Source organism: Amycolatopsis sp. NPDC114504 (assembly GCF_055633595.1).
In genome coordinates this window covers 1,129,361-1,155,039 of record NZ_JBVKDU010000004.1, presented here as the reverse complement: position 1 = coordinate 1,155,039, position 25,679 = coordinate 1,129,361, and the positions used below count along the sequence as shown (strand labels likewise).

26 protein-coding genes are annotated in these 25,679 nt (G+C 71.6%); 19 read left to right on the top strand and 7 right to left on the bottom strand.

Annotated features, from left to right (window positions below):
• Nucleotides 1-13 precede the first annotated feature (13 nt).
• Nucleotides 14-520 (top strand): CU044_2847 family protein, encoded by a 507-nt coding sequence (locus ACZ7PG_RS35070; protein WP_470243444.1) that lies wholly within the window; start codon nt 14-16, stop codon nt 518-520.
• A gap of 116 nt (nt 521-636) precedes the next feature.
• Entirely contained in the window at nt 637-3,495 is a 2,859-nt protein-coding gene (locus ACZ7PG_RS35065) for an RICIN domain-containing protein (RefSeq protein WP_470243443.1), read from the top strand.
• Between the two features lie 9 nt (nt 3,496-3,504).
• Here the strand turns inward: ACZ7PG_RS35065 and ACZ7PG_RS35060 are convergent, their stop codons facing one another.
• The gene (locus ACZ7PG_RS35060; protein WP_470243442.1) at nt 3,505-4,350 is read right to left on the bottom strand and encodes an SAM-dependent methyltransferase; all 846 of its coding nucleotides are present in this window, start codon (nt 4,348-4,350) and stop codon (nt 3,505-3,507) included.
• Nucleotides 4,351-4,427: 77 nt separating this feature from the next.
• Nucleotides 4,428-4,622, bottom strand: a complete 195-nt coding sequence (locus ACZ7PG_RS35055) for a hypothetical protein (protein ID WP_470243441.1) — start codon at nt 4,620-4,622, stop codon at nt 4,428-4,430.
• A gap of 199 nt (nt 4,623-4,821) precedes the next feature.
• Here ACZ7PG_RS35055 and ACZ7PG_RS35050 point away from each other — a divergent pair, with 199 nt between their 5' ends.
• Both ACZ7PG_RS35050 and ACZ7PG_RS35045 read left to right on the top strand, forming a co-directional pair.
• On the top strand, nt 4,822-5,550 hold the full coding sequence (locus ACZ7PG_RS35050; protein WP_470243440.1) for a sugar phosphate isomerase/epimerase family protein: 729 nt from the start codon (nt 4,822-4,824) through the stop codon (nt 5,548-5,550).
• The gene (locus ACZ7PG_RS35045; protein WP_470243439.1) at nt 5,547-6,647 is read left to right on the top strand and encodes a Gfo/Idh/MocA family protein; all 1,101 of its coding nucleotides are present in this window, start codon (nt 5,547-5,549) and stop codon (nt 6,645-6,647) included. The genes ACZ7PG_RS35050 and ACZ7PG_RS35045 overlap by 4 nt, the downstream gene beginning before the upstream one ends.
• On the opposite strand, the gene ACZ7PG_RS35040 is transcribed toward ACZ7PG_RS35045, so the two are convergent.
• Nucleotides 6,644-7,231 carry a TetR/AcrR family transcriptional regulator gene (locus ACZ7PG_RS35040; RefSeq protein WP_470243438.1) on the bottom strand — a complete coding sequence of 196 codons (588 nt, stop codon included), beginning with the start codon at nt 7,229-7,231 and terminating at the stop codon, nt 6,644-6,646. The two genes, ACZ7PG_RS35045 and ACZ7PG_RS35040, sit on opposite strands and share 4 nt — an antisense overlap.
• A gap of 123 nt (nt 7,232-7,354) precedes the next feature.
• Between ACZ7PG_RS35040 and ACZ7PG_RS35035 the strand changes: the two genes are divergently transcribed.
• The 8 genes from ACZ7PG_RS35035 (at nt 7,355) to ACZ7PG_RS35000 (ending at nt 14,946) form a co-directional block, all read left to right on the top strand.
• Nucleotides 7,355-8,131: a DeoR/GlpR family DNA-binding transcription regulator gene (locus ACZ7PG_RS35035; RefSeq protein ID WP_470243437.1), complete on the top strand. Its 777-nt coding sequence runs from the start codon at nt 7,355-7,357 to the stop codon at nt 8,129-8,131.
• Nucleotides 8,128-9,327 (top strand): MFS transporter, encoded by a 1,200-nt coding sequence (locus tag ACZ7PG_RS35030; protein WP_470243436.1) that lies wholly within the window; start codon nt 8,128-8,130, stop codon nt 9,325-9,327. Before ACZ7PG_RS35035 ends, ACZ7PG_RS35030 begins: the two co-directional genes overlap by 4 nt.
• Before the next feature lie 183 nt (nt 9,328-9,510).
• Complete coding sequence (locus ACZ7PG_RS35025) at nt 9,511-10,416, top strand: ABC transporter ATP-binding protein (RefSeq protein WP_470243435.1); 906 nt, start codon at nt 9,511-9,513, stop codon at nt 10,414-10,416.
• Nucleotides 10,400-11,158 carry an ABC transporter permease gene (locus tag ACZ7PG_RS35020; protein ID WP_470243434.1) on the top strand — a complete coding sequence of 253 codons (759 nt, stop codon included), beginning with the start codon at nt 10,400-10,402 and terminating at the stop codon, nt 11,156-11,158. Before ACZ7PG_RS35025 ends, ACZ7PG_RS35020 begins: the two co-directional genes overlap by 17 nt.
• Nucleotides 11,155-12,120, top strand: coding sequence for an ABC transporter substrate-binding protein (locus ACZ7PG_RS35015; protein WP_470243433.1), 966 nt, complete (start codon nt 11,155-11,157; stop codon nt 12,118-12,120). The genes ACZ7PG_RS35020 and ACZ7PG_RS35015 overlap by 4 nt, the downstream gene beginning before the upstream one ends.
• Nucleotides 12,117-12,821 carry an isochorismatase family protein gene (locus ACZ7PG_RS35010; RefSeq protein WP_470243432.1) on the top strand — a complete coding sequence of 235 codons (705 nt, stop codon included), beginning with the start codon at nt 12,117-12,119 and terminating at the stop codon, nt 12,819-12,821. The genes ACZ7PG_RS35015 and ACZ7PG_RS35010 overlap by 4 nt, the downstream gene beginning before the upstream one ends.
• Entirely contained in the window at nt 12,818-14,242 is a 1,425-nt protein-coding gene (locus ACZ7PG_RS35005) for a UbiD family decarboxylase (RefSeq protein ID WP_470243431.1), read from the top strand. Before ACZ7PG_RS35010 ends, ACZ7PG_RS35005 begins: the two co-directional genes overlap by 4 nt.
• The gene (locus ACZ7PG_RS35000) at nt 14,242-14,946 is read left to right on the top strand and encodes a GntR family transcriptional regulator (RefSeq protein ID WP_470243430.1); all 705 of its coding nucleotides are present in this window, start codon (nt 14,242-14,244) and stop codon (nt 14,944-14,946) included. Before ACZ7PG_RS35005 ends, ACZ7PG_RS35000 begins: the two co-directional genes overlap by 1 nt.
• Nucleotide 14,947: 1 nt before the next feature.
• Here the strand turns inward: ACZ7PG_RS35000 and ACZ7PG_RS34995 are convergent, their stop codons facing one another.
• Genes ACZ7PG_RS34995 through ACZ7PG_RS34985 form a run of 3 tightly spaced genes read right to left on the bottom strand, consistent with a single transcriptional unit; the run spans nt 14,948 to nt 17,180 of the window.
• The gene (locus ACZ7PG_RS34995) at nt 14,948-15,646 is read right to left on the bottom strand and encodes a GntR family transcriptional regulator (protein ID WP_470243429.1); all 699 of its coding nucleotides are present in this window, start codon (nt 15,644-15,646) and stop codon (nt 14,948-14,950) included.
• Complete coding sequence (locus ACZ7PG_RS34990; RefSeq protein WP_470243428.1) at nt 15,643-16,575, bottom strand: LysR family transcriptional regulator; 933 nt, start codon at nt 16,573-16,575, stop codon at nt 15,643-15,645. Before ACZ7PG_RS34990 ends, ACZ7PG_RS34995 begins: the two co-directional genes overlap by 4 nt.
• Nucleotides 16,572-17,180, bottom strand: a complete 609-nt coding sequence (locus ACZ7PG_RS34985; RefSeq protein WP_470243427.1) for a UbiX family flavin prenyltransferase — start codon at nt 17,178-17,180, stop codon at nt 16,572-16,574. Before ACZ7PG_RS34985 ends, ACZ7PG_RS34990 begins: the two co-directional genes overlap by 4 nt.
• Before the next feature lie 159 nt (nt 17,181-17,339).
• On the opposite strand from ACZ7PG_RS34985, the gene ACZ7PG_RS34980 reads away from it, so the two are divergent.
• The 7 genes from ACZ7PG_RS34980 to ACZ7PG_RS34950 are packed head-to-tail and all read left to right on the top strand — an operon-like array spanning nt 17,340 to nt 24,759.
• Nucleotides 17,340-18,329 (top strand): amidohydrolase family protein, encoded by a 990-nt coding sequence (locus tag ACZ7PG_RS34980; protein WP_470243426.1) that lies wholly within the window; start codon nt 17,340-17,342, stop codon nt 18,327-18,329.
• A complete protein-coding gene (locus ACZ7PG_RS34975) occupies nt 18,326-19,102 on the top strand; it encodes an alpha/beta fold hydrolase (protein ID WP_470243425.1) in 777 nt (258 codons plus the stop codon). Before ACZ7PG_RS34980 ends, ACZ7PG_RS34975 begins: the two co-directional genes overlap by 4 nt.
• The gene (locus ACZ7PG_RS34970; RefSeq protein ID WP_470243424.1) at nt 19,099-19,968 is read left to right on the top strand and encodes an FAD binding domain-containing protein; all 870 of its coding nucleotides are present in this window, start codon (nt 19,099-19,101) and stop codon (nt 19,966-19,968) included. Before ACZ7PG_RS34975 ends, ACZ7PG_RS34970 begins: the two co-directional genes overlap by 4 nt.
• Nucleotides 19,961-20,443 carry a (2Fe-2S)-binding protein gene (locus ACZ7PG_RS34965; protein WP_470243423.1) on the top strand — a complete coding sequence of 161 codons (483 nt, stop codon included), beginning with the start codon at nt 19,961-19,963 and terminating at the stop codon, nt 20,441-20,443. The genes ACZ7PG_RS34970 and ACZ7PG_RS34965 overlap by 8 nt, the downstream gene beginning before the upstream one ends.
• Nucleotides 20,436-22,793: a xanthine dehydrogenase family protein molybdopterin-binding subunit gene (locus ACZ7PG_RS34960; protein WP_470243422.1), complete on the top strand. Its 2,358-nt coding sequence runs from the start codon at nt 20,436-20,438 to the stop codon at nt 22,791-22,793. Before ACZ7PG_RS34965 ends, ACZ7PG_RS34960 begins: the two co-directional genes overlap by 8 nt.
• Nucleotides 22,793-23,425: an SRPBCC family protein gene (locus tag ACZ7PG_RS34955; RefSeq protein WP_470243421.1), complete on the top strand. Its 633-nt coding sequence runs from the start codon at nt 22,793-22,795 to the stop codon at nt 23,423-23,425. Before ACZ7PG_RS34960 ends, ACZ7PG_RS34955 begins: the two co-directional genes overlap by 1 nt.
• Nucleotides 23,422-24,759 (top strand): uracil-xanthine permease family protein, encoded by a 1,338-nt coding sequence (locus ACZ7PG_RS34950; RefSeq protein ID WP_470243420.1) that lies wholly within the window; start codon nt 23,422-23,424, stop codon nt 24,757-24,759. The genes ACZ7PG_RS34955 and ACZ7PG_RS34950 overlap by 4 nt, the downstream gene beginning before the upstream one ends.
• Here the strand turns inward: ACZ7PG_RS34950 and ACZ7PG_RS34945 are convergent.
• The gene (locus ACZ7PG_RS34945; protein WP_470243419.1) at nt 24,722-25,648 is read right to left on the bottom strand and encodes a cation diffusion facilitator family transporter; all 927 of its coding nucleotides are present in this window, start codon (nt 25,646-25,648) and stop codon (nt 24,722-24,724) included. The two genes, ACZ7PG_RS34950 and ACZ7PG_RS34945, sit on opposite strands and share 38 nt — an antisense overlap.
• Nucleotides 25,649-25,679 lie beyond the last annotated feature (31 nt).

Sequence of the window (25,679 nt, the reverse complement as noted above, 5' to 3'; positions counted from 1 at the left end):
TGAGGAGGGCTCGTTGCCGGACTTCGTGCGTTTTCCGCTGGCCGACGGCGGATCGGTGGTCGTCGAGGTGGAGGTGGAGCCGGGCTTGGAGCGCGCGTCGGTGCCCTCGGGGGTGCTGCGCAAGGCGACGACGACGTTCGAGCACGCCCTGAGCGAGGTCCGCACGGCGGCGGGAGCGGCCCTGGCCCAGTTCCGCGACCTGGGCCCGGACGAGGTGGAGCTCAAGTTCGGCGTGAAGCTCGACGCCCAGGCCGGCGCGGTGATCGCCCGGACGGGGCTGCAGGGCCAGTTCGAGGTGAAGCTGAAGTGGGTGCGCGGCGAGGCGGAGGCGTCCACCGCGGAGGCGTCCACTGAGGACAAGGTGGCGGAGGAGCCGGCGGCCAACGGGGTGGCGAGTTCCGGGAACTGGTTCGCGTCGACGAGCGACGGCGCCGCGGAGGATGACTTCGTGGCCGGTGACTTCGCGGCTGATGACTTCGCGGCTGGTGGGGCCGGCTCGGGTTCGCCGGACGTGCCGTAGCGCCACACCGGAACCGGCTCCCTCCCCGCCTCTCCGACGAACGGCGGATTTACAACGTTGTATCCACCCGGTAAAACGGATTTTTACAACGTTGTAACGACGAGCGGAGGCCAACCGTGTCGCTGAGCCGCAGGCAGTTCGTCACCGGGGCCGGTGTTGCCGCCGCCACTCTGCTGACCGGCGTCGCCGCTCCGGATGCCCGGGCCGCCGCCCTCCGCAAGGTCGCCGCCGCGCAGGGTGGCCTCTACACGCCGAACGCCGCTCCGCTCAAGCCCGCCGCCTTCCTCAAGCTGCCGCCCGGGGCCGTCACCGCCAAAGGATGGCTCGCCGGCCAGCTGAAACTGCAGCTCGACGGCCTCTGCGGGCACTACGCCGAGACCTCGCACTTCCTCGACTTCGGCACCAGCGGCTGGGTCCACCCCGAGCGCACCGGCTGGGAGGAAGTGCCCTACTGGCTGCGCGGCTACGTCGATCTCGCCGCCGTCACCGGGGACGCCACCGCGAAAGCCACCGCCGGGAAGTGGATCGACGCCATTCTCGCCACCCAGCAGTCCGACGGCTTCTTCGGGCCCACCGCCCTGCGCACCGCGCTCAACAACGGTCCCGACTTCTGGCCGTACCTCCCGCTGCTGCAAGCCCTGCGCTCGTGGCAGGAGTACACCGGCGACACCCGCGTCGTCCCGTTCCTCACCCGCTTCCTCCGCTACATGAACGCCCAGGGCAAGAGCGCCTTCGACTCCAGCTGGGTGTCCGTGCGCTGGGGCGACGGCCTCGACAGCGTCTTCTGGCTCTTCAACCGCACCGGCGACGCCTTCCTGCTCGACCTCGCCGACAAGATCCACGGCTTCGGTGCCAACTGGGTCCGGAACCTGCCGAGCCTGCACAACGTCAACGTCGCGCAGGGCTTCCGGGAACCCGCCCAGTACGCGCTGCGGTCCGGCGACGCGAGCCTGACCCAGGCCACCTACTCCGACTACGCCACGATCATGGCCACCTACGGCCAGTTCGCCGGCGGCGGCTTCGCCGGGGACGAGAACGCGCGGCCCGGGTTCGGGGATCCGCGGCAGGGCTTCGAGACCTGCGGGATCGTCGAGTTCATGGCGAGCCACCAGCTGCTCACCCGGCTGACCGGCGACCCGGTGTGGGCCGACCGCTGCGAGGACCTCGCCTTCAACTCCCTGCCCGCGTCGCTCGACCCCGCCGGACGCGCGATCCACTACATCACCAGCGCGAACAGCGTCGACCTCGACAACGTGCCCAAGAGCGAAGGCCAGTTCCAGAACGGCTTCGCGATGCAGGCCTACCTGCCGGGCGTCGACCAGTACCGCTGCTGCCCGCACAACTACGGCATGGGCTGGCCCTACTTCACCGAAGAGCTGTGGCTGGCCACGCCGGACAACGGCCTCGCCGCCGCGATGTACTCCGCGAGCAGCGTCACGGCGAAGGTCGGTGACGGCACCTCCGTGACCATCACCGAGGACACCACCTACCCGTTCTCCGAGCAGGTCACCTTCACCGTCCGGACGCCGAAGCCGCTCGCGTTCCCGCTCTACTTCCGGATTCCCGCCTGGTGCGCGGCGCCGCGGCTGGTCGTGGCCGGGGCGGCGGTCGCCGCGACGGCCGGGCCGTCCTTCGTCAAGGTCAGCCGGACCTGGGCGAACGGCGACGTCGTCACGCTCACCCTGCCCCAGCGCACGACCACGCGGACCTGGACGGCCAACCACGACTCCGTGTCGGTCGACCACGGCCCGCTGACGTACTCGCTCAAGATCGGCGAGAACTACCAGAGCCTCGGCGGGAGCGCGCAGTTCCCGCAGTACGCGGTGCACGCGACGACGCCGTGGAACTACGGCCTCACCGCCGGCGCCGCCCTGACGTTCTCGCCGGCGAGCGGCGCGCTGCCCGCCAACCCGTTCACCCCCGACACCGCGCCGGTGAAGATCACCGCGCCCGCGCGGAAGATCGCCGAGTGGACCGCGGACGACCAGAACGTCGTCACGCCGCTGCAGGCGTCACCGGCGCGCAGCGACGCGGCGGTCGAAACCGTCACGTTGATCCCGATGGGCGCGGCGCGGCTGCGCGTCACCTCGTTCCCGACGGCCGACCCGAACGGCCACCCGTGGGTGGCCGGCGGCGGGGGAGCGGGCTTCCGGATCGTGAACCACAACTCCGGCAAGGTTCTCGGCGTGGATCAGATGTCCACTGCGGACAGTGCGCGGGTCGTCCAGTTCACCGACAACGGCACCGACGACCACGTCTGGCACCTCGTGGCGAACGGCGACGGCTGGTACCGGATCCGCAACCACCACTCGGGCAAGGTGCTCGGCGTCGACCAGATGTCCACAGCGGACAGCGCGCGGGTCGTGCAGTTCACCGACAACGGCACCGCGGACCACCTCTGGCAGCCGGTCGACAACGGCGACGGCTGGTGGCGGCTGAAGAACCGCAACTCGGGCAAGGTCCTCGGCGTCGACGGGATGTCCACGGCGGACAGTGCCCAGGTGGTGCAGTTCGGCGACAACGGCTCGGCGGACCACGTCTGGCGCCTCGTCCCGGAAGGCCGGCTGCGGGTCGAGAACCGCAACTCCGGCAAGGTGCTCGGCGTCGACCAGATGTCCACCGCGGACAACGCGCGGGTCGTGCAGTTCGCCGACAACGGCACCGACGACCACCTGTGGACGTTCGAGGCCGCGGCCGACGGCTGGTTCCTCATCCGCAACGTCCACTCGGGCAAGGTGCTCGGCGTGGCCGGAATGTCCACAGCGGACAGTGTGGCCATCGTGCAGTCCACCGACAACGGGTCCGCGGACCACCTGTGGCGCCTGCGCGACGACGGCAGCGGCTGGTTCCGGATCGTCAACCGCAACTCGGGCAAGGTCCTCGGCGTCGCCGGGATGTCCACGGCCGACAGCGCCCAGGTGGTGCAGTTCGGCGACACCGGAACCGCCGACCACCTGTGGCGGCTGCGCCCGTAGTGGAATGACTCAGCGCTTGACGCCGACGATCCCGGCCACGCACTTCGCCGAACCCGACAGCGGCGTGAGCCGGGGACCGTCCGGCCACCACTCGTCGCACACCGCGAGGCCGGGCGCGGACGTCGCGTTCGGCTGGAGGAACTCCAGGCCCGGCAGCATGCCTTCGATCTCCACCCGCGTGCGGAACCGGCCGGCGCCGAGCGGGCCCTGGGTCAGGATGTTCTCGATGCGCTTGGCGATCTCGGTCAGCTCCGCCACCTCGGGGTCGAAGAAGTGCGACAGCACCACGTACGAGCCCGGGGCGAGCGCGTCGATGTACTCCCGCATGATCTCGACCGCGCCGTCGCCCTCGAAGTGGTGCATCGTGCCGACGTGCAGCAGGGCGACCGGCTCGGCGAAGTCGACGTGCCGGCGCACCTCGTCGTTGTCGAGCACCGCCTCGGGCTTGAAGATGTCCGCTTCGACCATGTGCGTGAAGTCGTTCTCAACGAGCAGCGCCCGGCCGTGCGCGAGGACCACGGGGTCGTTGTCGACGTAGACGACCGTGTTGTCCTTCTCGATGCGCTGGACGATCTGGTGCGTGTTCTCCGCCGTCGGCAGCCCGGACCCGCAGTCGAGGTACTGCCGGATCTTCGTCTGGCTCGCGAGCATCCGCAGCGCGCGGTTGTGGAAACCGCGGTTTCCGCGGGCGATGTCGACCGCTTCCGGGACCGCCGCGCGGATCTTCTCCATGACCACGCGGTCGACCTCGTAGAAGTTGTTGCCCCCGAGGAACCCGTCGTAGATCCGGGCGATGCTCGGCCGGTCGGGGTCGACCCCCACCGGCTTCTGGCTCGGGGACAGCGACTCGGACATGGCGACCTCGCAGGACTTCGGCGCGTGGCGTGGGTACACCCAGCGTAGTAGCTCGGGTCCACGCGGTGAACTCGAGGTCAGCCGCTCGGGCGAAGCCGCTGGTCAGGAATGTCGTCCCGGGCGCGTTCGGCGCGTTCACGGCGCAGCCGGGCGAGGTGCTGCTCGATCCGGCGGTCGAGGTCCAGCGCGGCCTCGGACAGTTCCGTCAGGTCGCGACGGGACGCCGGGTGGCCGACGGCCCCCGTGTCCACTTCGTCCCCTGCCCTGTCCACTACCGGCACCTCCGGATCGGATCGGCTCTGGCCTCGTCAAGGCGTTACTGCCCCGACCGGCCCTCGCCAAAACAACCACGGCAGTGAGACCGCGCACGCGGGGGTGCGGCCGTCCGGTGGACCGGCCGGCAAATCCCTGGCCTCAATTTTGACCAAGTGGTAGAAATTCAGGGAACCCCGTGACCTCCAGGAGCCGGTGATGAGCGAGCTTTCCGTGCAGCTGTACTCGGTCCGCGACGCCTTCGCGGCCGACCCCGCCGACACCCTGCGGCGGCTCGCCGCGATCGGCTTCACGCGCGTCGAGCCCTACGGCGTCGTCGAGAACGTCGAGGCCCTGCGCTCGGGCCTGCCGGCGAACGGGCTGACCGCTCCGACCGCGCACGCCCGCCTGCTCGGCGCCGACCAGGCGGCCGTCTTCGCCGCGGCGACCGAGCTCGGCATCGGCCTGGTCATCGACCCGCTCGTCAAGCCGGAGCAGTGGCAGGACCCGGCCGACATCGCCGCCACGGCGGACGCGCTGAACGCCGCCGCCAAGCTCGCGGCCGAACACGGTGTCCAGGTCGGCTACCACAACCACTGGTGGGAGCTGGAGTCCCGGCTCGACGGCCGCAGTGCGTTCGAGGTGTTCGCCGACCAGCTCGACCCGGCCGTCGCGCTGGAGGTCGACACGTACTGGGCCACCGCGGGCGGCGAGGACGCGCCCGCCCTGCTGCGCCGCCTCGGCGACCGCGTCAAGGCGATCCACGTCAAGGACGGCGCCCTGGCCACCGACGCCTCCGGCCAGGTCCCGGCCGGCCAGGGGCAGGTGCCGATCGCCGACGTCCTGGCCGCCGCGCCGGACGCGCTGCGCGTGGTCGAGTTCGACGCCTACGACGGTGACCTGTTCGAAGCCGTCGCCGCCAGCCACGCGTTCCTGGCCGGCCGGTGACCGGCGGGCCGGTCGGCGTCGGGATCGTCGGCGCCGGCGTCATCAGCGGCACCTACCTCGAGAACCTGACGAGCTTCCCGGACGTCCGCGTGCTGCGGATCGCCGACCTCGACACCGAGCGTGCCGCGGCCCGCGCGGCCGAGTACGGCGTGCCGCGTTCGGGCACGGTGGCTGAGCTGCTCGACGACACCGAGGTCGAGCTCGTCGTCAACCTGACCATCCCCGCTGCGCACGTCGACGTCGGGCTCGCGGCCCTCGATGCGGGCAAGCACGTGTGGGCGGAGAAGCCCCTCGCGCTGGACCGCCAGACCGGCCGCAAGCTGCTGGATCGCGCACGGGAGAAGAACCTGCGCGTGGCGAGCGCGCCCGACACCGTCCTCGGCGCCGCGCTGCAGACCGCGCGCCGGGCCGTCGACGAGGGCCGGATCGGCCGTCCGCTGACCGCGTTGGCGTTGTTCCAGGTGGCGGGCCCGGAAGTGTGGCACCCCACGCCGGAGTTCTACTACCAGCCGGGCGGTGGGCCGCTGCTCGACATGGGCCCGTACTACCTGACGGCCCTGGTGCACCTCCTGGGGCCGATCCGGCGCGTCACGGGCGCCGGCGGCCGGGCGCGCGACACCCGGGTCATCGGCTCCGGTCCGCGCGCGGGGACGGAGTTCCCGGTGCTGGTGCCGACGACGGTCACCGCACTCGTCGAGTTCGAAGCAGCCTCGGCGCAGCTCGTGCTGAGCTTCGATTCGGCGCTCAAGCGGACCGGGGTGGTCGAGCTGACCGGCACCGGCGGCACCGCCGTCCTGCCGGACCCCAACCGGTTCGACGAGCCGACCCGGCTGCACCTGCTCGGCGGTGACGAGCCGGAAGAGCTGGCGCCCGCCGGACACGCGGCCTCCCGCGGCACCGGGGCGCTGGAGCTGGCCCGGGCGATCCGCGCCGGCGTGCCGGAACGCGCGTCCGGCGAACTGGCCTACCACGTGCTCGACGCGATGCTTGCCATCGAGGAGTCCCTGACCCGGGGGCAGACCGTGGACGTCGGCAGCAGTGTCGAGGTCCCGCCCCTTTTGCCGGTGGGCTGGGACCCGTACGCGAAGACCCTCTAGACCGGGACGGTGAGCAGGTTCTGCAGGTAGAAGCGCAGCGAACCGACCAGGTCGACGTCGCCGGGGACCGTCAGCCACTGCACCTGCAGGCCGTCCATCAGCGCGATGAAGGTCAGCGTCGCGAGCCCCGGGTCGACGCCGTCCCGCAGCTCGCCGCGGGCGGCCAGGACGGCGAACGACTCGCGCACGCCTTCGCGCGCGGCCCGGTAGTGGCGCACGAAGTACTCGTGCGCCGGGTGGTCGGCGGCGACGGCCTCGGCGGCGAGCCGGGAGTAGAGGTCGACGATCCCGGGGTGGCGCACGTTGTGCTCGGCGAGCGCGACGAAGTGGCGCAGCACCTCGAGGCCGGGCGGCACGGTCAGCTGCTCGCGCTCGGAGTCCTCGGCGTCACGCCGTTCGAGCACGGCGGCGAGCAGGGCTTCCTTGGTCGGGAAGTAGTACAGGAGGCCGGCGTGCGAAATGCCGACCCGCTTGGCGATCTCCCGCAGCGACGAGCCGTGGTAGCCGAGCTCGCCGTACGCCGCGGCCGCCGCCGTGATGATGTCCTCGCGGCGGATCCGGCCCTTCAGGTAGCCCCCGGTCACGGGGTCGCGGTGGTCTCGGCGGCGTGCACGGCACCATCATGCCGCAGCGGTGGTTCGCACAACCGACGTGAGCGGACGAACAAATCGGTTGTGCGAATGGTCGCGGCTTGCGAGCATCGCGGGGTGAAGAGCGCGGAGCGGCAACGGATCATCGTGGAGCGGCTGCGCGACGCCGACCAGGTCGCCGTCGCGGACCTGGCGTCGGCGACCGGCGCGTCGGAGATGACCGTGCGCCGCGACCTCGACCACCTGGCCTCGCGCGGCGTGCTGCGGCGGGTGCACGGCGGGGCCGTGCCGGCGTCGCCGTCCGGGATCGAGCCGCCGTTCGCCGCCCGCGCGACGGCCGCCGTCGAGGCCAAGCGGGCCATCGCGACCGCGGCGGCCGAGCTGATCCGCGACGGCGAAACGATCGTCCTGGACAGCGGCACGACCGCGCTGGAACTGGCGCGGCTGCTGCGCGGGCGCGCGGTCACCGTCATGCCGCTTTCCCTGCACGCGGCCCACGAGCTGGCCGACGACCCGGACGTCCGGCTACTGCTGCCGGGCGGCGAGCCGAGGCCGGGGGAGCAGGCCCTGGTGGGCCCGCTGACCGTCGCGTCGTTGCGCGCCCTGCGCTTCGACGTCGCCGTGCTGAGCCCCTGCGCGTTCGGCCTCGACGCCGGGCTCACCGCGTTCGACCTGGGCGACGCCGAGGTCAAGCGGGCGGCCCTCGCCGTCGCGGCCCGCACGATCGTGCTCGCCGACGGCGCCAAGTGGGGCCGCGCCGCGCTCGCCCACGTCTGTCCCGCCGACCGCGCGGACGTAGTGATCACCGACCCGGGCGCACCCGAGGACCAGCGCGCGGCGCTGGCCGATCTCGGTGTGCTCGTGCACGTCGCCGTCCCCCTGGAGAACCGATGACGACCGCCCCGCCCCGCCCGCGCGCCGCCCGGTTCGCGACCTTCATGTTCTTCGGCCTCAACGGGTTCGCGATGGGCATGTGGGTGGTGCACATCCCGAACATCGAGCGCGCGACCGGCATCTCGCACAGCACGCTGGGCGCGCTGCTGCTGGTGCTCGGCGGCGCGGCGTTCGCCGGCATGCAGATCTCCGGGCCGCTCGTCGACCGCCTCGGTCACCGCCGGCTGGTCCCGGCGGCGGGGGTGCTGCTCGGGCTCGCGCTGTGCGCCCCCGGGTTCGCGAACTCGTGGTGGACGCTGGGGCTTTCGCTGATCCTGTTCGGCTTCGGCAACGGCGCGATCGACGTCGGGATGAACGCGCACGCGGTGGTGGTGGAGCGGGCCTACCCCCGGCCGATCATGGCGGCGTTCCACGCGTTCTGGTCGATCGGCGGCGCGTTCGCGGCGGTCATCGGCGCGGCGACGCTCGGCGCGGGGGTGGCGACCGGCGTGACGCTCACCTGCACCGGCCTGCTGTGCGTGGCGCTTTCCCTGTCGTCCGCGCGGTTCCTGATGGAGTCGTCCGAGGCACCGGTGCCTTCGGCGGCCGCATCTTCCGAGGCGGAGCCGGCGGTGCGCCGCCGCACGCCGGGCCGCGTGGTGTGGCTGCTCGGCCTGCTGGCGCTGGCGCTGATGCTGTCGGAGGGCGTGGCGAACGACTGGGCGGCGCTGCACATGGAGAAGGTCCTGGGTACGTCGTCCTCGACGGCGGCGCTGGCGTACGGCGCGTTCGCGGTGGCGATGACGACGGGCCGGTTCCTGACGGACCGCGTCGCGGCGTGGGCTGGCCCGGCGGCGATCGTCCGCTACGGGGCGGCGCTGGCGGCGGTGGGCCTGACGACGGCCGCGGCGGCGCCCTGGGTGTGGCTGTCGCTGGTGGGCTGGGCGGTGTTCGGCCTGGGGCTCTCGGGCGGCGTCCCCCAGCTGTTCACGGCGGCGGGCAACCTGGACACGCGGGCGTCGGGGGCGTTGATGGCCCGGGTGGTCGGGCTCGGGTACGTCGGGTTGCTGGCCGGGCCGGCGCTGATCGGCGGGCTGACGCGGTGGATGCCGCTGAACGTCACCTTCGCGGTGCCGGTGGTGCTGTGCGTGCTGGCGGCGGTGTTCGCGGGCGTCCTGAGCCCGAAGCCGGAACCGGCGGAGCAACCGGTCGCCTGAGCAGACCCGCACTCACCATCCGCTGAGTGTCGACAGTTTGCATCTGGTTCGATTCCGACTCCTTGACATTGCCTGCATCGCGGACGCAGACTCTCCCGAAGTGTCGACACCTTGCGATCCGCAGTGCAGCCATCGCCAAGGAGGAGCGGTAGTGAACAACCCAGAAATCCCGGGGACGTGCTGATGTCCGTCCCGACCATCTGCCTGGACGCGCGGGACCTGCTGCTCGGCCACAAGGCCCGGCGCGGCGGCGGGTTCTCGACCGCGTGCCTCGACCTGAACCTGCAGATCCACGACGAGGAGTTCGTGGTCATCGTCGGCCCGAGCGGGTGCGGCAAGACCACCTTCCTCGAGGCCGTCGCCGGGCTCGTGCCGGTCGCCGGCGGGGCCCTCGAGCTGGGCGGCCGTCCGATCACCGGGCCCGGCCCGGAGCGGTCGCTGGTCTTCCAGCACGCCTCGCTGTACCCGTGGCGGACCGTCCTCGACAACGTCCTCTTCGGACCCCAGGTGCAGGGCAGGCTCAACGCCGGCACCCGCAAACGGGCGGAGGAGCTGCTCGAGATCGTCGGCCTCACCCAGGTCGCCAAGAAGTACCCGCACGAGCTCTCGGGCGGCATGCGGCAGCGGGTCAACCTCGCGCGCGCCCTGGCCACCGACCCGACGCTGCTGCTGCTCGACGAGCCGTTCGGCGCCCTCGACGCGCAGACCCGCGAGAACCTGCAGGACGAGCTCCTGCGGATCTGGCAGGCGGACGCCGTCACGAAGAAGACCGCGATGTTCGTGACCCACGACGTCAACGAGGCCGTGCTGCTCGCCGACCGCGTGCTCGTCTTCTCCCCGTCCCCCGCGCACGTCGCGCTGGAACTGGTCATCGACGTGCCCCGCCCGCGCGACGCCGCCTGGCGGCGCAGCGCCGAATTCCTGGCCTACGGCGACAAGATCCTCTCGGCCCTCCACCACGAACCCGCAGTTTCGGAGCCGGACCATGACAACAGCGTCACTCCCGCGCACGACAGCGTCACCGAACCCGTCACCGAACCCACCGCCGGCACTCTCGGCGAGCTCCGGCTGGGTGCGGCGACACCGTAGCGGGCTGCTCGGCACGGCCGGGATGGCGATCGTCCTGGTGCTGTGGCAGCTCGCGACGGCGCTCGGCCTCGTCGACGTCTCCTTCAGCAGCAACCCGCTGCGCATCGCCGCGGCCGAGGTGAAGCTCTTCGGCTCCGGCGACATCTACCCGGCGCTCGGCGCGACCGGCCTGGAACTGCTGTGGGGCCTCGGCATCACGTTCGTCCTGGGCATCCCGATCGGGCTCGTGCTCGGCCGCAGCCGGATCCTGCACGACATGACCGAGCCGATGGTCAACATCCTCTACTCGGTGCCGTACGTGATGTTCCTGCCGATCATCATCTTCTGGTTCGGCATCGACAACACCTCCCGCGTGATCGTCATCGTGTGGGCGGCGATCCTGCCGCTGATCATCAACATCACGGCGGGCGTCCGGAACATGGACAGCGACTACACCCGCGTCGCGACGGTGTTCTGCACGCCGCGGCTGAAGTTCTTCTACACCATCGCGTTGCCGGCGACGCTGCCCTACATCCTCGCGGGCGTGCGGCTGGCCGTCGGCCGCGCGCTGGTCGGCGCGATCGTCGCCGAGCTGTTCCTGGCCAGCCAGGGCCTCGGCTACTTCGTGCAGACGCAGACCTCCAACTTCAACATGGACTCGGCGATGGCCGGGATCGTCCTCCTGGCCGTGCTCGCCCTGCTGCTGAACTGGGCCGTCCGGCTGGTCGAACGCCGATTCACCCACTGGGCAGGTGCACAATGAAGAACACCCTCCTCCTGGCCGCGAGCCTCATGCTCGGCCTCACCGCGTGCGGGGGCGGGGCCGGCGGCACGGTCACCGCCGACGCGAGCGGCGCGCTGCCGGTCACCATCGGCTACACCGCGCTCGGCGCGGGCTACTCCGACCTCTACACCGCGCAGGACTACGGCATCTTCGCCAAGCACGGCCTGAACGTGAAGCTGTCCCGGCTCAACGACAGCTCCCAGCTGGTCGCGGGGCTGGCCAGCAACAGCGTCCAGATCGGCGTCGGCGTCGCGGCCGACACGGCGGCGGCGATCATGAAGGGCGCGGACCTCAAGTACGTGGCGATGTCCGAGCCGCACTACAACCTGGAGATGTGGGCGAGCCCGGACGTCAAGTCGGTCGCGGAGCTGAAGGGCAAGAAGGTCGCCATCACCTCACCCGGTTCGGAAAGCGACTTCGGGCTGACGGCGTTGCTGGAGTCGAACGGCCTCAAGCGTGAGGACGTCACCGCGGTGTTCGTCAAGGGCGTCCCGGCCGAGGTGGCCGCGCTCGGCAGCGGTGCCGTGTCGGCGATCCTCACCCAGCCGCCCAACGGCACCGAGAGCCGCAACAAGGGCGCGCACCGGCTCGCCGCGCTGTCGAACATGCCGTTTCCGCTCGGCGCCTACACCGTGCAGTCCAAGTACCTGCAGAACAACCGCGAGGTCGTCAAGCGGTTCGTCGCGGCGGAAGCCGAAGCGCTGCAGTACATCCGCGGGCACAAGAACGAGACGGTGAAGAGCATCCAGAAGTACAGCGGCGTGCAGAGCACCGAACTCGCCGCCTACGCCTACGACTTCTTCCTCGACGTCTGGGCGAAGACCCCGGTGGTGGACGAGAAGGTGATCAAGCAGGCCTTCGACGAAGCCGCGGAGAACGCCAAGACCTCGCCGCCGACGGACGTCACGAAGTACATCGACAACAGCCTGACGGCGTCATGAGCTTCGAAGCCCAGTGGACGAAGTACCTGACCGAACGGGACCGCGCGGTGCTCGCGGCGACGTCGTGGGCGAAGCAGGCCCCGTTCGGTCTGGGGGCCCACCCGGCCGTGCTCGTCGTCGACCTGTACTACGCGGCGCTCGGCCTGCCGCGTCAGGACATCCTCGACGCGGTCGAGGACTGGCCCAGCGCGTGTGGCTCGGACGGCTGGGCGGCGGTCGACCGCACCGCCCCGCTGCTGCGCGCGGCCCGGGACGCCGGGGCGCCGGTGATCTACTTCCACGCGACGCCGTCGGAGTACGGCCGGTGGAACCGCAAGCCGGGCTCGGCGCTGGCCCCGAAGTCCACAGTGGATCCGAACGCGATCGTGTCCGAAGTGGAACCGTGGGCCGGTGACGTCGTGCTGGAGAAGATCGGCCCCAGCTGCTTCCACGGCACCCCGCTGGACACGATGCTCCGGATGGGCGGCCACGACACCCTGCTCGTCGCCGGCGAGGCCACCAGCGGGTGCGTGCGCTCGACCGTCGTCGACGCGTGCAGCCGCGGCTACCGCGTCGGCGTCGTCGGCGACTGCTGTTTCGACCGGTTCGAGGCGTCGCACTGGCTGAGCCTGTTCGACCTGGACCAGAAGTACGCGGACGTGCTCACCGCCGAGGCGGCCATCGGCCACCTCCGCCAGACCTCGCGAAGGATCCCGGCATGACCGACCTGCGGAAGTGGCTCGCCGAAGCCGAGGCGGCCGGGGAGGTGCAGACCGTCGAAGGCGCCCACTGGGAGCTCGAGATCGGCGCGCTGTCCCAGGTCAACTACCGGCGCGGCAACCCCAAGGCCCTGATGTTCGACGCGATCAAGGACTACCCGTCCGGGTCGCGCGTGCTGTCCGGCTCGGTCAGCAACCCGCGGCTGCTCGGGTCGGTGCTCGGGCTCGGCTGGGACAACACCGACGAGGACCTCGTCGAGAAGCTCGCCGTCAAGCCGGGGGAGTGGATCTCCCGGTCGGGCGAATTCCGTGCTGTGACGGTGGAAGACGGCCCGCTGCTGTCCCATGTGGACGACGAGGTCGACCTGCTGAAGTTCCCGGTGCCGCGCTGGCACGAAGGCGACGGCGGCCGTTACATCGGCACGGGCTGCGCGGTCGTCACCCGCGACTACGACACCGGGCGGATCAACCTCGGCGCGTACCGGATGCAGGTACAGGACGACGGCCGCGCGGTGAGCGTCAACATCGAGGCGGGCAAGCACGGCGCCCAGCACCTGCGCCGCTGGTTCGAAGCCGAGGGCCGGGCGCCGATCGCGGCGTCGCTGGGCCACCACCCGGCCTACCTCGTGGCGGCCGGCGTCGAGGTGCCCGGCGACGTCTCGGAGTACGACTACGTCGGCGCGATGGCCGGCGCCCCGGTGCGCACGATCGCCGGGCTCGCGACCGGCCTGCCGCTGCCGCACGACGCCGAGATCGCGATCGAAGGCTGGGTGCGGCCGGACGACAAGCGCCCGGAAGGCCCGTTCGGCGAGTGGACCGGCTACTACTCCGGCTCCCGCGACCCGATCCTCACCATCGACGTCGAAAAGGTGTACTACCGCGACGACCCGATCCTGCTCGGCGCGCCGCCGGGCAAGCCGCCGCACGACTACTCGTACATGCGCACGGTGATGAAGTCGGCGATCATCACGGATTCGTTGCGCAAGACGGGTTTACCGGGGCTGCGGGGCGTCTGGGCGCACGAAGCGGGTGGCGGGCGGTCACTGCTGATCGTCGCGATCGAACAGCGCTACGCGGGTCACGCGCGTCAAGCGGCGTACCTGACTTCGCAGCTGCCGAGCGCGGCGTACATGAACCGGTTCACGGTGGTCGTCGACCACGACGTCAACCCGCGCGACCTCGGCGAGGTCGTCTGGGCGATGTGCGGGCGGACCGACCCGTCGCTCGACATCGAGGTCATGAAGCGGACGTGGGGCAGCCGGGTCGACCCGCTGACGTTGCCGGGATCGGTGCCGTTCAACAGCCGAGCGATCATCGACGCGTGCCGGCCGTTCGAGCGGCTGGGCGACTTCCCGGCGGTCGCGGAGTCGAGCCCGTCCCTGATCGCCGACGTGAGCCGGCGCTGGCCCGAGGTCCTCGGCTAGTGACCGCGGCCGATCTCGCGGACCTCCGGCGGGAGCTGCTCTTCACGGCGCTGCGCGGAGTGGACGGCAGCTCGTCGCTGGCGTTCACGATCTTCCAGGAGATCGCGATCGGCATCGTCGAGGGGCGGCTCCCGCCGGGCCACGAGGTGAACTCGGCCGAGCTGGCCCGCCGGTTCAGCACGTCGCGGACACCGGTGCGGGAAGCGTTGCTGCTGCTGGAGCGGGAGTCCCTGGTGATCGTCCCCCCGCGCCGGCGGCCGTACGTGTCCCCGGTGGACATGGCCCAGGTGCGCGAGATCTACGAGATCCGGGCTTCGCTGTACGCGCTGGTGAGCGAGCTGCTGGTGGCGCGGGCGTCGGACGCGGAGATCTTCGGGCTGCGCCGCTGGCAGGGGCTGCTGGAGGCGGACGCTGCTTGTGGTGACGTCGACGCGTACTTCTGGCACAACGTGGGGTTCCGCAACGCGGAGGCGAGCTTGGCGAAGAACGGCGAGCTGCAACGGCGGCTGAGTTCGCTGGGGCTGCAGATGCACCGGTTCCGGCATTTGAGCCTGTCGCTGCCGGGAAGGTTGCTGCATTCGGTGGCGGACCACGAGAGGTTGGTGAACGCGTATGCGGATCGCGACGCGGGATTGGCGGCGGCGGTGAGCCGCTCGCTGGTGATGCGGGGTTACCGGGCAATCGAACGCGCCGGCGGCGTCTGACTCACTCCGCGACCTCGAGCCCCGACCACCCGGAAGCCTCGATGGAGTGCAGCCCGGTCATGATGATCGACCGCGTCAACGCCGTCGCGAGCACCGCGTCCCCGTCGGCATAAGCCCCCAGCAACCGCTCGTGGTCCGCCACCGAGCGGTCCAGCCGCCCCGGCAACGACAAGCTCACGTGCCGCAGCTGCAACGTCCGCAGGCCCAGCGATCCCAGCAACCGGGTCAACTGCCGGTTCCCCGCCACCTCGGCCTCGGCCTGGCGGAACGAAACGTTGTGCCAGAAGTACGCGTCGACGTCGCCACGAGCGGCATCGTCGCGCAGGTGCGCCTGCCAGGAAGCGAGCACCGACAAATCGGCACGCTGAGCCACGATCAGCTCGCTCACCAGCGCGTGCAGCGACGCCCGGATCTCGTACAGCTCCCGGGCCTGGGCCAGCGTCACCGGCGCGACCCGCGGTCGCCGCCGGGCCGGGATGTCCACCAGGCCTTCGCGCTGCAACGTCAGCAGCGCCTCCCGCACCGGCGTCCGCGACGTCGAAAAGCGGCGGGCCAGGTCCACCGAGTTGACGTCGGCACCAGGGGGCAGGGAACCGTCGATGATGCGGCGGGCCAGGTCCTCGACGATCCGGTCGACCAGGGAGACGTCCGCGCGCCCGTCGAGCAGCATCTGACGCAGGACGTCGGGCGGTTCGGTCACGCGTGGTCCTCCGGGTCGGTCGTCGCCACCACCCGCAATACTTCCAGCATCTGCCGCGCCGCGGGGGGATGACTCGCCTCCAGCAGCCGCACTGCCGCGATCCGGCGTCGTGGCGCGGGCCCGGCGATCGCCACCGCGACGACGTCGGGGCGCTGCGCGACGAGCGCCAGCCGCGGGGCCGCGCCGATGCCGATCCCGGCCGCGACCAGGCCCTGCACCGACAGGTAGTCCTCGGTCGCGAAGCCGATCCGCGGTTCGAAACCGGACAACTTGCACAACGTCGTGAACGCTTCGTCGTAGGGCGGCCGGTGGCTGCGCACCACCCACGTCTCGCCGGCCAGCTCCCGCAGCTCCACTTCGGACTCCCCGGCGACCGGGTGGTCCAGCGGCACCAGCACGCACAGCGGGTCGTCGGCCAGGTGCACCCACTCGACGTCCGCGGGCACCGACCGCGGGTCGAAGTCGTAGTCCCAGACCAGGCCGAGGTGGATCGAGCCGTCGCGCAGGGCGGCGGTCATGTCCGACGCGTGCGCCGAGCGCAGCACGAGCTTCGTCTCCGGGTACCGGCGCTGGTACTCGCGCACGACGCGGGGGATGAGATCGGCCCCGGCCGTCGGGAACGCGCCGAGCCGCACCGACGCGTGCTGCGCCTTCAGGTCCGACATCTCCTGCTCGATGTGGGCGATCGTGCCCAACAGGCCGGTGCTGCGTTCGGCCAGCAGCTTGCCCGCTTCGGTGAGCTCGATCCCGCGCGGTCCGCGGATCATCAGCGGCACGCCCAGCTGCCGCTCCAGCAACGCCATCTGCTGCGAGACGGCGGAGTGCGTCATGAACAGGGCTTCGGCCGCAGCGGTGAACGAGCCGTGCTCGGCCACCGCGGAGAAGATCTGCAGCCGCCGCGCTTCCAGCACTCCGGTCCCTTTCGTCACCGCCCCAGCAGGTCGGCCGGGTCGGCCCTGGTCAGCTCGCCGTCCCACGGTTCCGGCGCCAGCTCCCATAGTCCCACCCGGGCCAGCGCGCGGCGAGCCGTGTAGTCCACGAGGTCGCCGACGGTCCGCGGCCGCGCGTAGAACGCGGGCACCGGCGGCGCGATGATCGCGCCGGCCTCGGTCACCGCCACCATCGACTTGAGGTGCCCCAGGTGCAGCGGGGTTTCGCGGACCATCAGCAGCAGCGGCCGTCCCTCCTTGAGGCAGACGTCGGCGGCGCGGCTGACCAGGTCGTCGGTGTAGCCGGTGGCGATCGCCGAGAGCGTCTTGACCGAGCAGGGCACGACGAGCATCGCCGCGACCGGGAACGAGCCGGACGCGATCGTCGCCCCGATCTCGCCCGGCCGGTAGGTGGCGTCGGCGAGCGCGCGGACGTCGGCCACCGTGAGGTCGCATTCGTGGCGCAGGGTGAGGATCCCGGCCTTCGACAGCACCAGGTGCGTCCGGATCTCGGGCTGGTCCCGCAGCAGGTGCAGGACGCGCACGCCCAGGCACGCTCCGCTGGCGCCGGTGATCGCCACGACCACGTTCCGGGTTTCCGTCACGACCGCCGCCCTTCCTCTGTGGACTGCCATCGCAACACGAACGCCCGCCGGAAGCGAGAGCCCGGCTGTCAGTTCTCCTTACGCCTGCTGCCAGGAAAGCGCGCTGGTCCCGCCGCGCCACCCCGCTTAGCGTTCGGACCAGCAACCCGACCGGTGGAGGTGAGTCGGACGGAAGTCCTCGACACGCACGCGCACATCGTGCCGCGCTCGCTGCTGACCGCGCTGGAAACCGCCCCCGTCGCGGGGTTCTCGGCGCGGCGCACGGACGCGGGCTGGGTGGTGGCGGTGCCCGGCACCGGCGAGACCCGGCCGATCGGCGCGCGGATGACCGAAGCCGGGCCGCGCGCGGACTGGCAGCGCCACGCCGGCGTCACGCGGCAGATCCTGTCGCCGTGGCTGGACATCCAGTCGGCGCCGCTGAACCCGGCCCGTGCCCGGGACTGGGCGCGCACGGTCAACGACGCGATGGCGGAGTCGGCGGCCGGCACCGTGGCGCTGGCTTCGGTGGCCACCGACGACGGCGACCGGGCCGCGGACGACCTCCTCGAAGCGTGGAAACGGCCGGAGTTCGCCGGGCTGATCCTCAACACCGACCCGCCCGCCGGCCCCGCCCCGCACGAGCCGTCGTTCGATCCACTGTGGACGCTCGCGGCGGCCGAGGGGATCCCGGTGGTGCTGCACCCGCCGACGTGCGGGCCGTCCGGAGACCTGACGTCGCTGGGCACGATGGGCAACGTCCACGGCCGGCTGATCGACAACACCGTCGCGATCACCAAGCTGATCCTGGCCGGCGTCCTCGACCGCCACCCGGACCTGCGGCTGGTGCTCGTGCACGGCGGCGGTTTCCTGCCGTACCAGGCCCACCGCCTCGACGGCGGCTACCGCACCAAGGAAGCCTTCGCCGGCGAGCTGGAGCGGGGGAAGCCGTCCGCCTACCTCGGCGACTTCCACTACGACACGGTCGGGCTGTCCGGTCCGGCGATCGCGTTCCTGGCCGGGCTCGTCGGCCCCGAGCGCGTTCTGCTGGGCAGCGACTACCCGTTCGCGCTCGGCGACCCCGAGCCGGTCCGGACGGTCCGCGAAAGCGGCCTCGACGCCGCGGCGGTCGACGCGATCCTGCACCCCACGCTCTTCCGGAGGCCCGCATGAGCAAGCCCTTGGCCGTGCGCCGGCGTGGCGCGGGCGAGCCCCTGGTCCTGTTACACCCGCTGGCCCTCTCGGGCGAGCTGTGGACGCCGCTGGCCGAAGCCCTGTCCGACGAGTTCCAGGTTTTCGCCCTCGACCTGCGCGGCCACGGCGACAGCGCCTGGGACGGCAAGCCGTTCACCATCGAGGACCTCGCCGACGACGTCGCGCGCACCCTCGACGCGCTCGACCTGCCCTCGGCGAGCCTGCTCGGCCTGTCGATGGGCGGCAGCGTCGCGGTGAACTTCGCCGGGCGCCACCCCGAGCGCGTCCGGTCGCTCGTGCTGGCCGACACCACGGCCTGGTACGGCGAAGACGCCGGCACGACGTGGGCCGAGCGCGCGCAGAAAGCCGTCGCCGTGCCGCGGGCCAAGCAGGTGACCTTCCAGCTCGACCGCTGGTTCTCCCCGGAGTTCCGCGACCGGCACCCGGAAGAGGCCGACCGCGTCGTCAAGATCTTCCTGCGCACCAACAGCGAGGCCCACGCGGCGGCGTCGATCGCCATGGGTGCCATGGACTCCCGGCCGCTGCTGCCGTCGGTCACCGCGCCGACCCTGGTGCTGGTGGGGCGGCACGACTACGCGACCCCGCCGTCGATGGCCCGGCAGCTCGCCGAGGGCATCGACGGTGCCGAGCTCGAAATCCTGCCCGACCTGCGGCACCTGTCGCTCGTCGAACGCCCGTTGCTCGCCGGCCGCGTCCGGCAGCACCTGCGCCGCGTTACGGAGACCCGATGAAACCCGCCCGCTTCACCTACCACGCGCCGCGCGAGCTCGACGAAGCCCTCGAGCTGCTGCACGACCTGGGCGACGACGCCAAGGTCCTGGCCGGCGGCCAGAGCCTGATGCCGATGCTCAACTTCCGCCTGGCCCACGTCGAGCACCTGGTCGACATCAACCGCCTCGGCCCGACCTGGGAGACACCGGCGTTCGGCGAGGACACGATCACCATCCCCGCCCTGGTCCGGCAGCGGCACGTCGAACGCTCGCCCGAAGCCGCGCGGCTGCTGCCGGTGCTCACCGAGGCCCTGCACCAGGTCGCGCACCCGCAGATCCGCAACCGCGGCACGATCTGCGGCAGCCTGGCCCACGCCGACCCGGCCGCCGAGCTGCCGAGCGTGCTCACGGCGCTGGACGCGAAGTTCACCCTGGCCTCGGCCCGGGGCGTCCGGACGGTGTCCGCGGCGGACTTCTTCCTGTTCCACCTCACCACCGCGCTGGAGCCCGACGAGCTGCTGCTGGAGGTGAGCGTCGACCGGCCCGGGGCGAACCAGTTCTCCTCGTTCCGCGAGTTCGCCACCCGGCGCGGCGACTTCGCGCTGGCCGGCGTCGCCGTGGTGTGCGAAGTGGACGACGGCGTCGTCACGGCGTGCCGGATCGCGGCGGCCGGGGTGGCGCCGACCCCGCAGCGGCTGACCGACACCGAGCTGCTCGTCATCGGGCAGCCCCTCGGACCCGACCTGGGCGCGGCCGCTGAGGCCACCGCCCGCGCCCAGGTCGACCCCACCGGCGACATCCACGCGAGTGCGGAGTACCGCGCCCGGCTCACCGGCGTGCTCGTCAAGCGCGCGCTCGCCGACATCACGGAGAAAGCCCATGTCTGAAGCCACCCACGCGGTTCGCGGCACGGTCAACGGCGAGCCGTTCGACGAGACCGTCGACCCGCGCCTGACCCTGGCGGACTTCCTACGCGAGAAGCTGCGGCTCACCGGCACGCACCTCGGCTGCGAGCACGGCGTCTGCGGCGCGTGCACGGTGATCGTCGACGGCGCCGCGACGCGCGCGTGCCTGATGCTCGCCGTGCAGGTGGACGGCGCGGCCGTCGAGACCGTCGAAGGCCTGGCCACCGACGGCGAGCTGGCGCCCCTGCAGCGGGCGTTCAAGCGCAACCACGCCCTGCAGTGCGGGTTCTGCACGCCGGGGTTCCTGATGAGTGTCACGGCCGCGCTGCGCGAGGAGACCGTGCGTGACGAGGCCCAGGCGCGCGAGGTGCTGAGCGGGAACATCTGCCGCTGCACGGGGTACAGCGGGCTCGTCCAGTCCGTTTTGGACGTCGCGAAAGGACGGTCCGATGCCTGACGCGATGATCGGGCGGCGGCTGCCGCGCCGGGAGGACCAGCGGCTGCTCACCGGGCAGGGCCGCTACCTCGACGACCTCGACCTCCCCGACGCCCTCGCGGCGGCCTTCCTGCGCTCGCCGCACGCGCACGCGCGGATCACGGCGTTCGACGCGTCCGAGGCCCGCGCGCTGCCCGGTGTCGTCGCGGTGTTCTCCGGCGCGGACCTGATGGAGATCCAGAAACCCCTGGCGCCGAAGGTGCTGCACCCGCAGCTGCGCGACTACCCGCGGCTGCCGATGCCGCCGGAGGAGCTGCACTACGTCGGCGAGCCCCTCGCCGTCGTCATCGCCGAGTCGCGCTACCTCGCCGAAGACGCGCTGGAGCTGATCGACGTCGACTACGACGTGCTGCCCGCCGTCGGCTCGACCGCCACCGCGCTGCGCCCGGGCGGCCCGCTCGTGCACACCGGCGACGAGTCCAATGTGGCCGTGCTGCTCACCCAGAGCGCCGGCAACGCCGCCGAGGCATTGCGGACCGCCCCGCACACGCTGAGCGAGGAGTTCTACCAGATGCGCGGCGGCGGCCACTCGATGGAACCGCGGGCCGTGGCCGCGCGCTTCGAGCCGGCGACCGGGCAGCTGACCATCTGGGACACCACGCAGTCACCGCACTACGCGCGCCAGCAGCTGTCGATGATCTACGAGATGGCCGAGGACGACCTGCGCGTGATCGCCCCGCCGGACGTCGGCGGCGGCTTCGGCCCCAAAGCCCAGTTCTACGGCGAAGAAGTCGTCATCCCGTGGGTCGCGAAGAAGCTGCGCCGCGCGGTGAAGTGGGTCGAGGACCGGCAGGAGAACTTCGTCTCGGCGATGATGGAACGCTCGCAGACCCACCAGGTCGAGGTCGGCTTCGACGACGACGGGCGGCTGCTGGCGGTCAAGGACGTGATCGAGCACGACCAGGGCGCGTACTGCGCCGGACTGCAGGTGCCGTCGATCACGACGTCGACCGTGCCCGGCCCGTACAAGGTGCCGAACATCGACATCGAGCTGCGGGCCTGTTACACCAACATGGTCCCGACCTCGTCGGTGCGGGGCGCGGGCCGGCCGCAGGCGGTGTTCGTGATGGAACGCATGATGGACCGGATCGCGGCACACCTCGGCCTCGACCCCGCCGAAGTGCGGCGGCGCAACCTCATCCAGGCCGACGAGTTCCCGTACCAGGTCGGCATCATGTTCCGCGACGGCAGCCCGCTCACCTACGACAGCGGCAACTTCCCCGCGCTGCTCGAAGGCGCGCTGGACCGCATCGGCTACGACGCGGCGCGGGCGGAGCAGGCGCGGCTGCGCGAAGAGGGTCGTTATGTCGGCATCGGGCTCGCGGTGTACGTCGAAGGCTGCGGCCTCGGCCCGTACGAAGGCGCGAAGATCCGCGTCACCAACCGCGGCCGGATCCTCGTGACGCTCGCGGCGGCCGGGCAGGGCCAGGGCTACGAGACGATCTACGCCCAGATCGCCGCCGACGGCCTCGGCCTGGACATGGTCCACATCGACGTCACGACCGGCGACACCGCGCGGATCCCGTTCGGCCAGGGCACGTTCGCCTCCCGCATCACGGCCACCTGCGGCCCGGCGGTGTTCGACGCCGCCAAGCAGATGCGAGAGCGCCTGCTCGACACGGCGGGGGTGCTGCTCGGCTGTTCCCCGTCCGAAGTGGACTTCGACGGCGATCTGGCGTGCGTGGGCGGCGACCGTGAGAAGTCCGTTTCCCTGCACCAGCTCGCTCAGGTCGCGAACATCGGCAAGCACGGCATCACGCTGCCCCGGGGGATCACCGCCGGTCTCGAGACGGCGAGCTACTTCTCACCGGAGCGCGCGGCCTACGCGAGTGGCGCGCACGCGGCGCTGGTCGAGGTCGACCCGGAGACCGGCGGGATCACCATCCTCAAGTACGTCATCGGCCACGACTGCGGGAAGGTGATCAACCCGCTGCTCGTCGACGGCCAGGTGCTCGGCGGGTTCGCCCACGGCCTCGGCAACGCGATGTACGAGGAGGCCGTCTACGACGACGAAGCCACCCCGCAGGCCACGAGCTACCTCGACTACGCGCTGGTGTCGTCGGCCGAGGTGCCGCCGGTCGAGCTGTTCCACATCGAGTCGCCGAGCCCGCTCAACCCGCTCGGCGCGAAGGGCGCGGGGGAGGGCGGCACGGTCCCGCCGCCGGCCGCGATCGCCAACGCCGTCGAGGACGCGCTGCGCCCCCTCGGCGCCCGCGTGACCCGGGCGCCGGTCACTCCCGCCCGCATCGTCGACGCCCTGCTCGCCGCGGCCTCGGCCGCCGACTCAGTTGCCGAAAAGAAGGTCTCCTGATGCTCATCGAGAACTCCTTCGAGGTCGCCGCCGACCCTGACGAGGTGTACCGGTTCCTGCGGGACGCCCACAACGTCGCCGCGTGCTTCCCGGGCGCGGAGCTGACCGAGGACCTCGGCGAGGATTCCTACCGAGGCAAGGTGAAGATCAAGGTCGGCCCGGTGACGGCGGCCTACCAGGGCGTGGCGAAGGTGGTGGAGCGCGACGAGGTCGCCCGCACGGCGGTGCTCCTGGCCGACGGCAAGGACACGCGCGGATCGGGCACGGCCAAGGCCCGCGCGACGATGCGCGTGACGCCGTCGGGCGAGGGGTCGAACGTCGTGCTCGCGACCGATCTGACGATCTCGGGCAAGCTGGCGCAGTTCGGCCGCGGGATCATGGCGGACGTCTCGGGCCGGATGGTGGGGGAGCTGGCCTCCCGGGTGCGGCAGCGCATCGAGCAGGGCGACGAGCCCGCGGCCACGGCTGCGCCTGCTCCGGAGCCCGTCAGCTCACCGGTCAGCTCGCCGCCCGCCGCGCCGCTCGCCGAGGTCCCCGCCATGAAAGCGTCCGCGCTCATCCGCGTCGTCCTCGCCGGAATCCTCGAGCGCTGGGCCGCCCGCCTGCGCGCCACCGCTCCGGGGTCGAGATGACCACGCGCATCACCGTCCCGGCGCCACCCGAGCCGGTGCCGGTCTTCGACGTCGGCATCGACGACAAGGTCCGCGTCGGCAGCGCGGTCGGGCTCGGGATCCAGAACATCCTCGGCATGGCGGGCCTGCTGATCTTCCCCGCGCTGATCGGCACCGCGTTCAAGCTGTCCGCCGCGGACACCGCCTACCTCTACGGCGTCACGTTCATGACGTCCGGGCTGGTCGTGATCCTGCAGTCGGTCCTGCTGCTGCGGCTGCCGATCATCCAAGGCCCGTACGCGGGTTCGCTGGCCGCGTTGCTGGCCGTCGGGCACGGGCGTGGCGGCCTCGGCGCCGCGTTCGGGTCGATGGTCGTCGCCGGGCTGATCTGGTGCGTGATCGCGATCCCGCTCAAGCGCTTCGGGCCGATCACGTACCTGGCGAAGTTCGTGCGGGACCCGATCATCTCCGGCGTGCTCGTGCTCATCCTCGCCACCCAGCTGACGAGCACCGCCCTGCCCAACTGGCTGGGCACACCCACGAGTCCCGGCTTCCCGTGGGTGAACCTGCTCGCCGGCGGTGTCGCGGCGGCGCTGGTCATCGCGTTGACGTTGCTGCGTCGTGGAAAGCTGTTGCGCCGGGGTGCGGTCCTGGTCGCCGTCGTCGTGGGCACGGTCGTCTACGCGCTGCTGGCGCCGACGAACTTCGGCGCGGTGGGCGAGAACATCGGCGTCACCGTGCCGCGGATCTTCCCGTTCGGCTTCGCCGTGCAGGGCGACCTCGTGCTGATCTTCTTCATCACGCTGCTGCCCGCGATCGCCGAGAGCATCGCCACCTACGACATCGTGGCCGGCTGGGGCGGCCAGGAGCTGACCGGCTACCGCGTGTCCCAGGGCGTGTTCGGCGAGGTGCTCGGCAGCACGGTCGGCGCGGTGTTCGGCGGACTGTCCACTTTGGCCTACCCGGACAACATCGGCCTGCTGCGCGTGACGAAGGTCGGCTCGCGGTACGTCACCCTGGCCACCGGCGTGATCCTGCTGGTGCTGGGCGGGCTCGGCCCGTTCGACCGGCTGCTGCAGGCGGTCCCGCTGCCGGTGCTGGCCGCCGCCGGCACGGTGCTGTTCGGCGTCCTGTTCGCCAGCGCGATCGACGTCCTCTCGGGCGTGCACTGGTCCCGCGACAACCTGATGCTGGCCGGTTTCCCGTTCATCACGGCGATCGGCGGCCTGTTCGTGCCCGCGACGACGCTGAAGGTGATGCCGGCGGTCGTCCAGCTGATCCTGGCGCAGCCGCTGATCCTCGGCACGGTGCTGCTGGTCATCCTGAAGCTGGCGTTCGGGTTGCGCCGGAGCTAGCCGGTTCGGTGTGGACGACGACCGCGGTCAGGTGCGGGACCGCGTGCATCAGCCGGTGCTCCACCTCGTGCGCGAGGGTGTGCCCTTCGCGCACGGTCAGCTCCGCCGCGACGGTGACCGCCAGTTCGGCCCGCAGGTGGTGCCCGATCCACCGCATCCGCAGGTCACGGGCGCCGAGCACGCCCTCGACGTCGAGTGCCGTCCGCTCGGCCAGCTCGACCGAGGCCGGGTCGACGGCGTCCAGCAGCCGCCGGAAGACCTCCTTCGCCGCGTCGCGCAGCACGAACACGATCGCGACGGTGATGCCGAGCCCGACGATCGGGTCCGCCGCGGGGAACCCGAACGCGACCCCGGCGGCACCCGCGACGACGGCCAGTGACGTGAAGCCGTCCGTGCGGGCGTGGACCCCGTCGGCGACCAGCGCGGCCGACCCGATCTCCCGCCCGACCTTGATTCGGTAGCGCGCGACGAGCTCATTGCCGGCGAAGCCGATCACGCCCGCCACGGCGACCACCCAGGGGTGGCCGACCGGCTCGGGATCGAGCAGCCGCCGCACTGATTCGTACCCGACGAGCACCGCCGAAGCGGCGACGACCAGCACGACGACCATCCCGGCGAGGTCTTCGGCCCGCCCGAGGCCGTAGGTGTAGCGCCGCGTCGCGGCGCGCCGGCCCAGCACGAAGGCGACGCCGAGCGGGACGGCGGTCAGCGCGTCGGCGAAGTTGTGGATGGTGTCCCCGAGCAGCGCGACCGACCCGGTGACGAGCACGAGCACCAGCTGCGCGACAGCGGTCACGAACAGCGCGGCGAACGACCAGGTCAGCGTGCGCAGCCCGCGCCGGCTGGTGTCGAGAGAGCTGTAGTGGCTGTGCCCGTGTCCGTGTCCCATGCGGTGAGTCTATCTGCGCATGCACGCAGAT

Coding starts and splice junctions, on each gene's coding strand:
- ACZ7PG_RS34945 (WP_470243419.1), bottom strand. CDS start 25,648: ATGGGACACGGACACGGGCACAGCCACTACAGCTCTCTCGACACCAGC.
- ACZ7PG_RS34965 (WP_470243423.1), top strand. CDS start 19,961: ATGTCTGAAGCCACCCACGCGGTTCGCGGCACGGTCAACGGCGAGCCG.
- ACZ7PG_RS35050 (WP_470243440.1), top strand. CDS start 4,822: ATGAGCGAGCTTTCCGTGCAGCTGTACTCGGTCCGCGACGCCTTCGCG.
- ACZ7PG_RS35025 (WP_470243435.1), top strand. CDS start 9,511: ATGTCCGTCCCGACCATCTGCCTGGACGCGCGGGACCTGCTGCTCGGC.
- ACZ7PG_RS34955 (WP_470243421.1), top strand. CDS start 22,793: ATGCTCATCGAGAACTCCTTCGAGGTCGCCGCCGACCCTGACGAGGTG.
- ACZ7PG_RS35010 (WP_470243432.1), top strand. CDS start 12,117: ATGAGCTTCGAAGCCCAGTGGACGAAGTACCTGACCGAACGGGACCGC.
- ACZ7PG_RS34950 (WP_470243420.1), top strand. CDS start 23,422: ATGACCACGCGCATCACCGTCCCGGCGCCACCCGAGCCGGTGCCGGTC.
- ACZ7PG_RS35060 (WP_470243442.1), bottom strand. CDS start 4,350: ATGTCCGAGTCGCTGTCCCCGAGCCAGAAGCCGGTGGGGGTCGACCCC.
- ACZ7PG_RS35030 (WP_470243436.1), top strand. CDS start 8,128: ATGACGACCGCCCCGCCCCGCCCGCGCGCCGCCCGGTTCGCGACCTTC.
- ACZ7PG_RS34970 (WP_470243424.1), top strand. CDS start 19,099: ATGAAACCCGCCCGCTTCACCTACCACGCGCCGCGCGAGCTCGACGAA.
- ACZ7PG_RS35005 (WP_470243431.1), top strand. CDS start 12,818: ATGACCGACCTGCGGAAGTGGCTCGCCGAAGCCGAGGCGGCCGGGGAG.
- ACZ7PG_RS34975 (WP_470243425.1), top strand. CDS start 18,326: ATGAGCAAGCCCTTGGCCGTGCGCCGGCGTGGCGCGGGCGAGCCCCTG.
- ACZ7PG_RS34960 (WP_470243422.1), top strand. CDS start 20,436: ATGCCTGACGCGATGATCGGGCGGCGGCTGCCGCGCCGGGAGGACCAG.
- ACZ7PG_RS35015 (WP_470243433.1), top strand. CDS start 11,155: ATGAAGAACACCCTCCTCCTGGCCGCGAGCCTCATGCTCGGCCTCACC.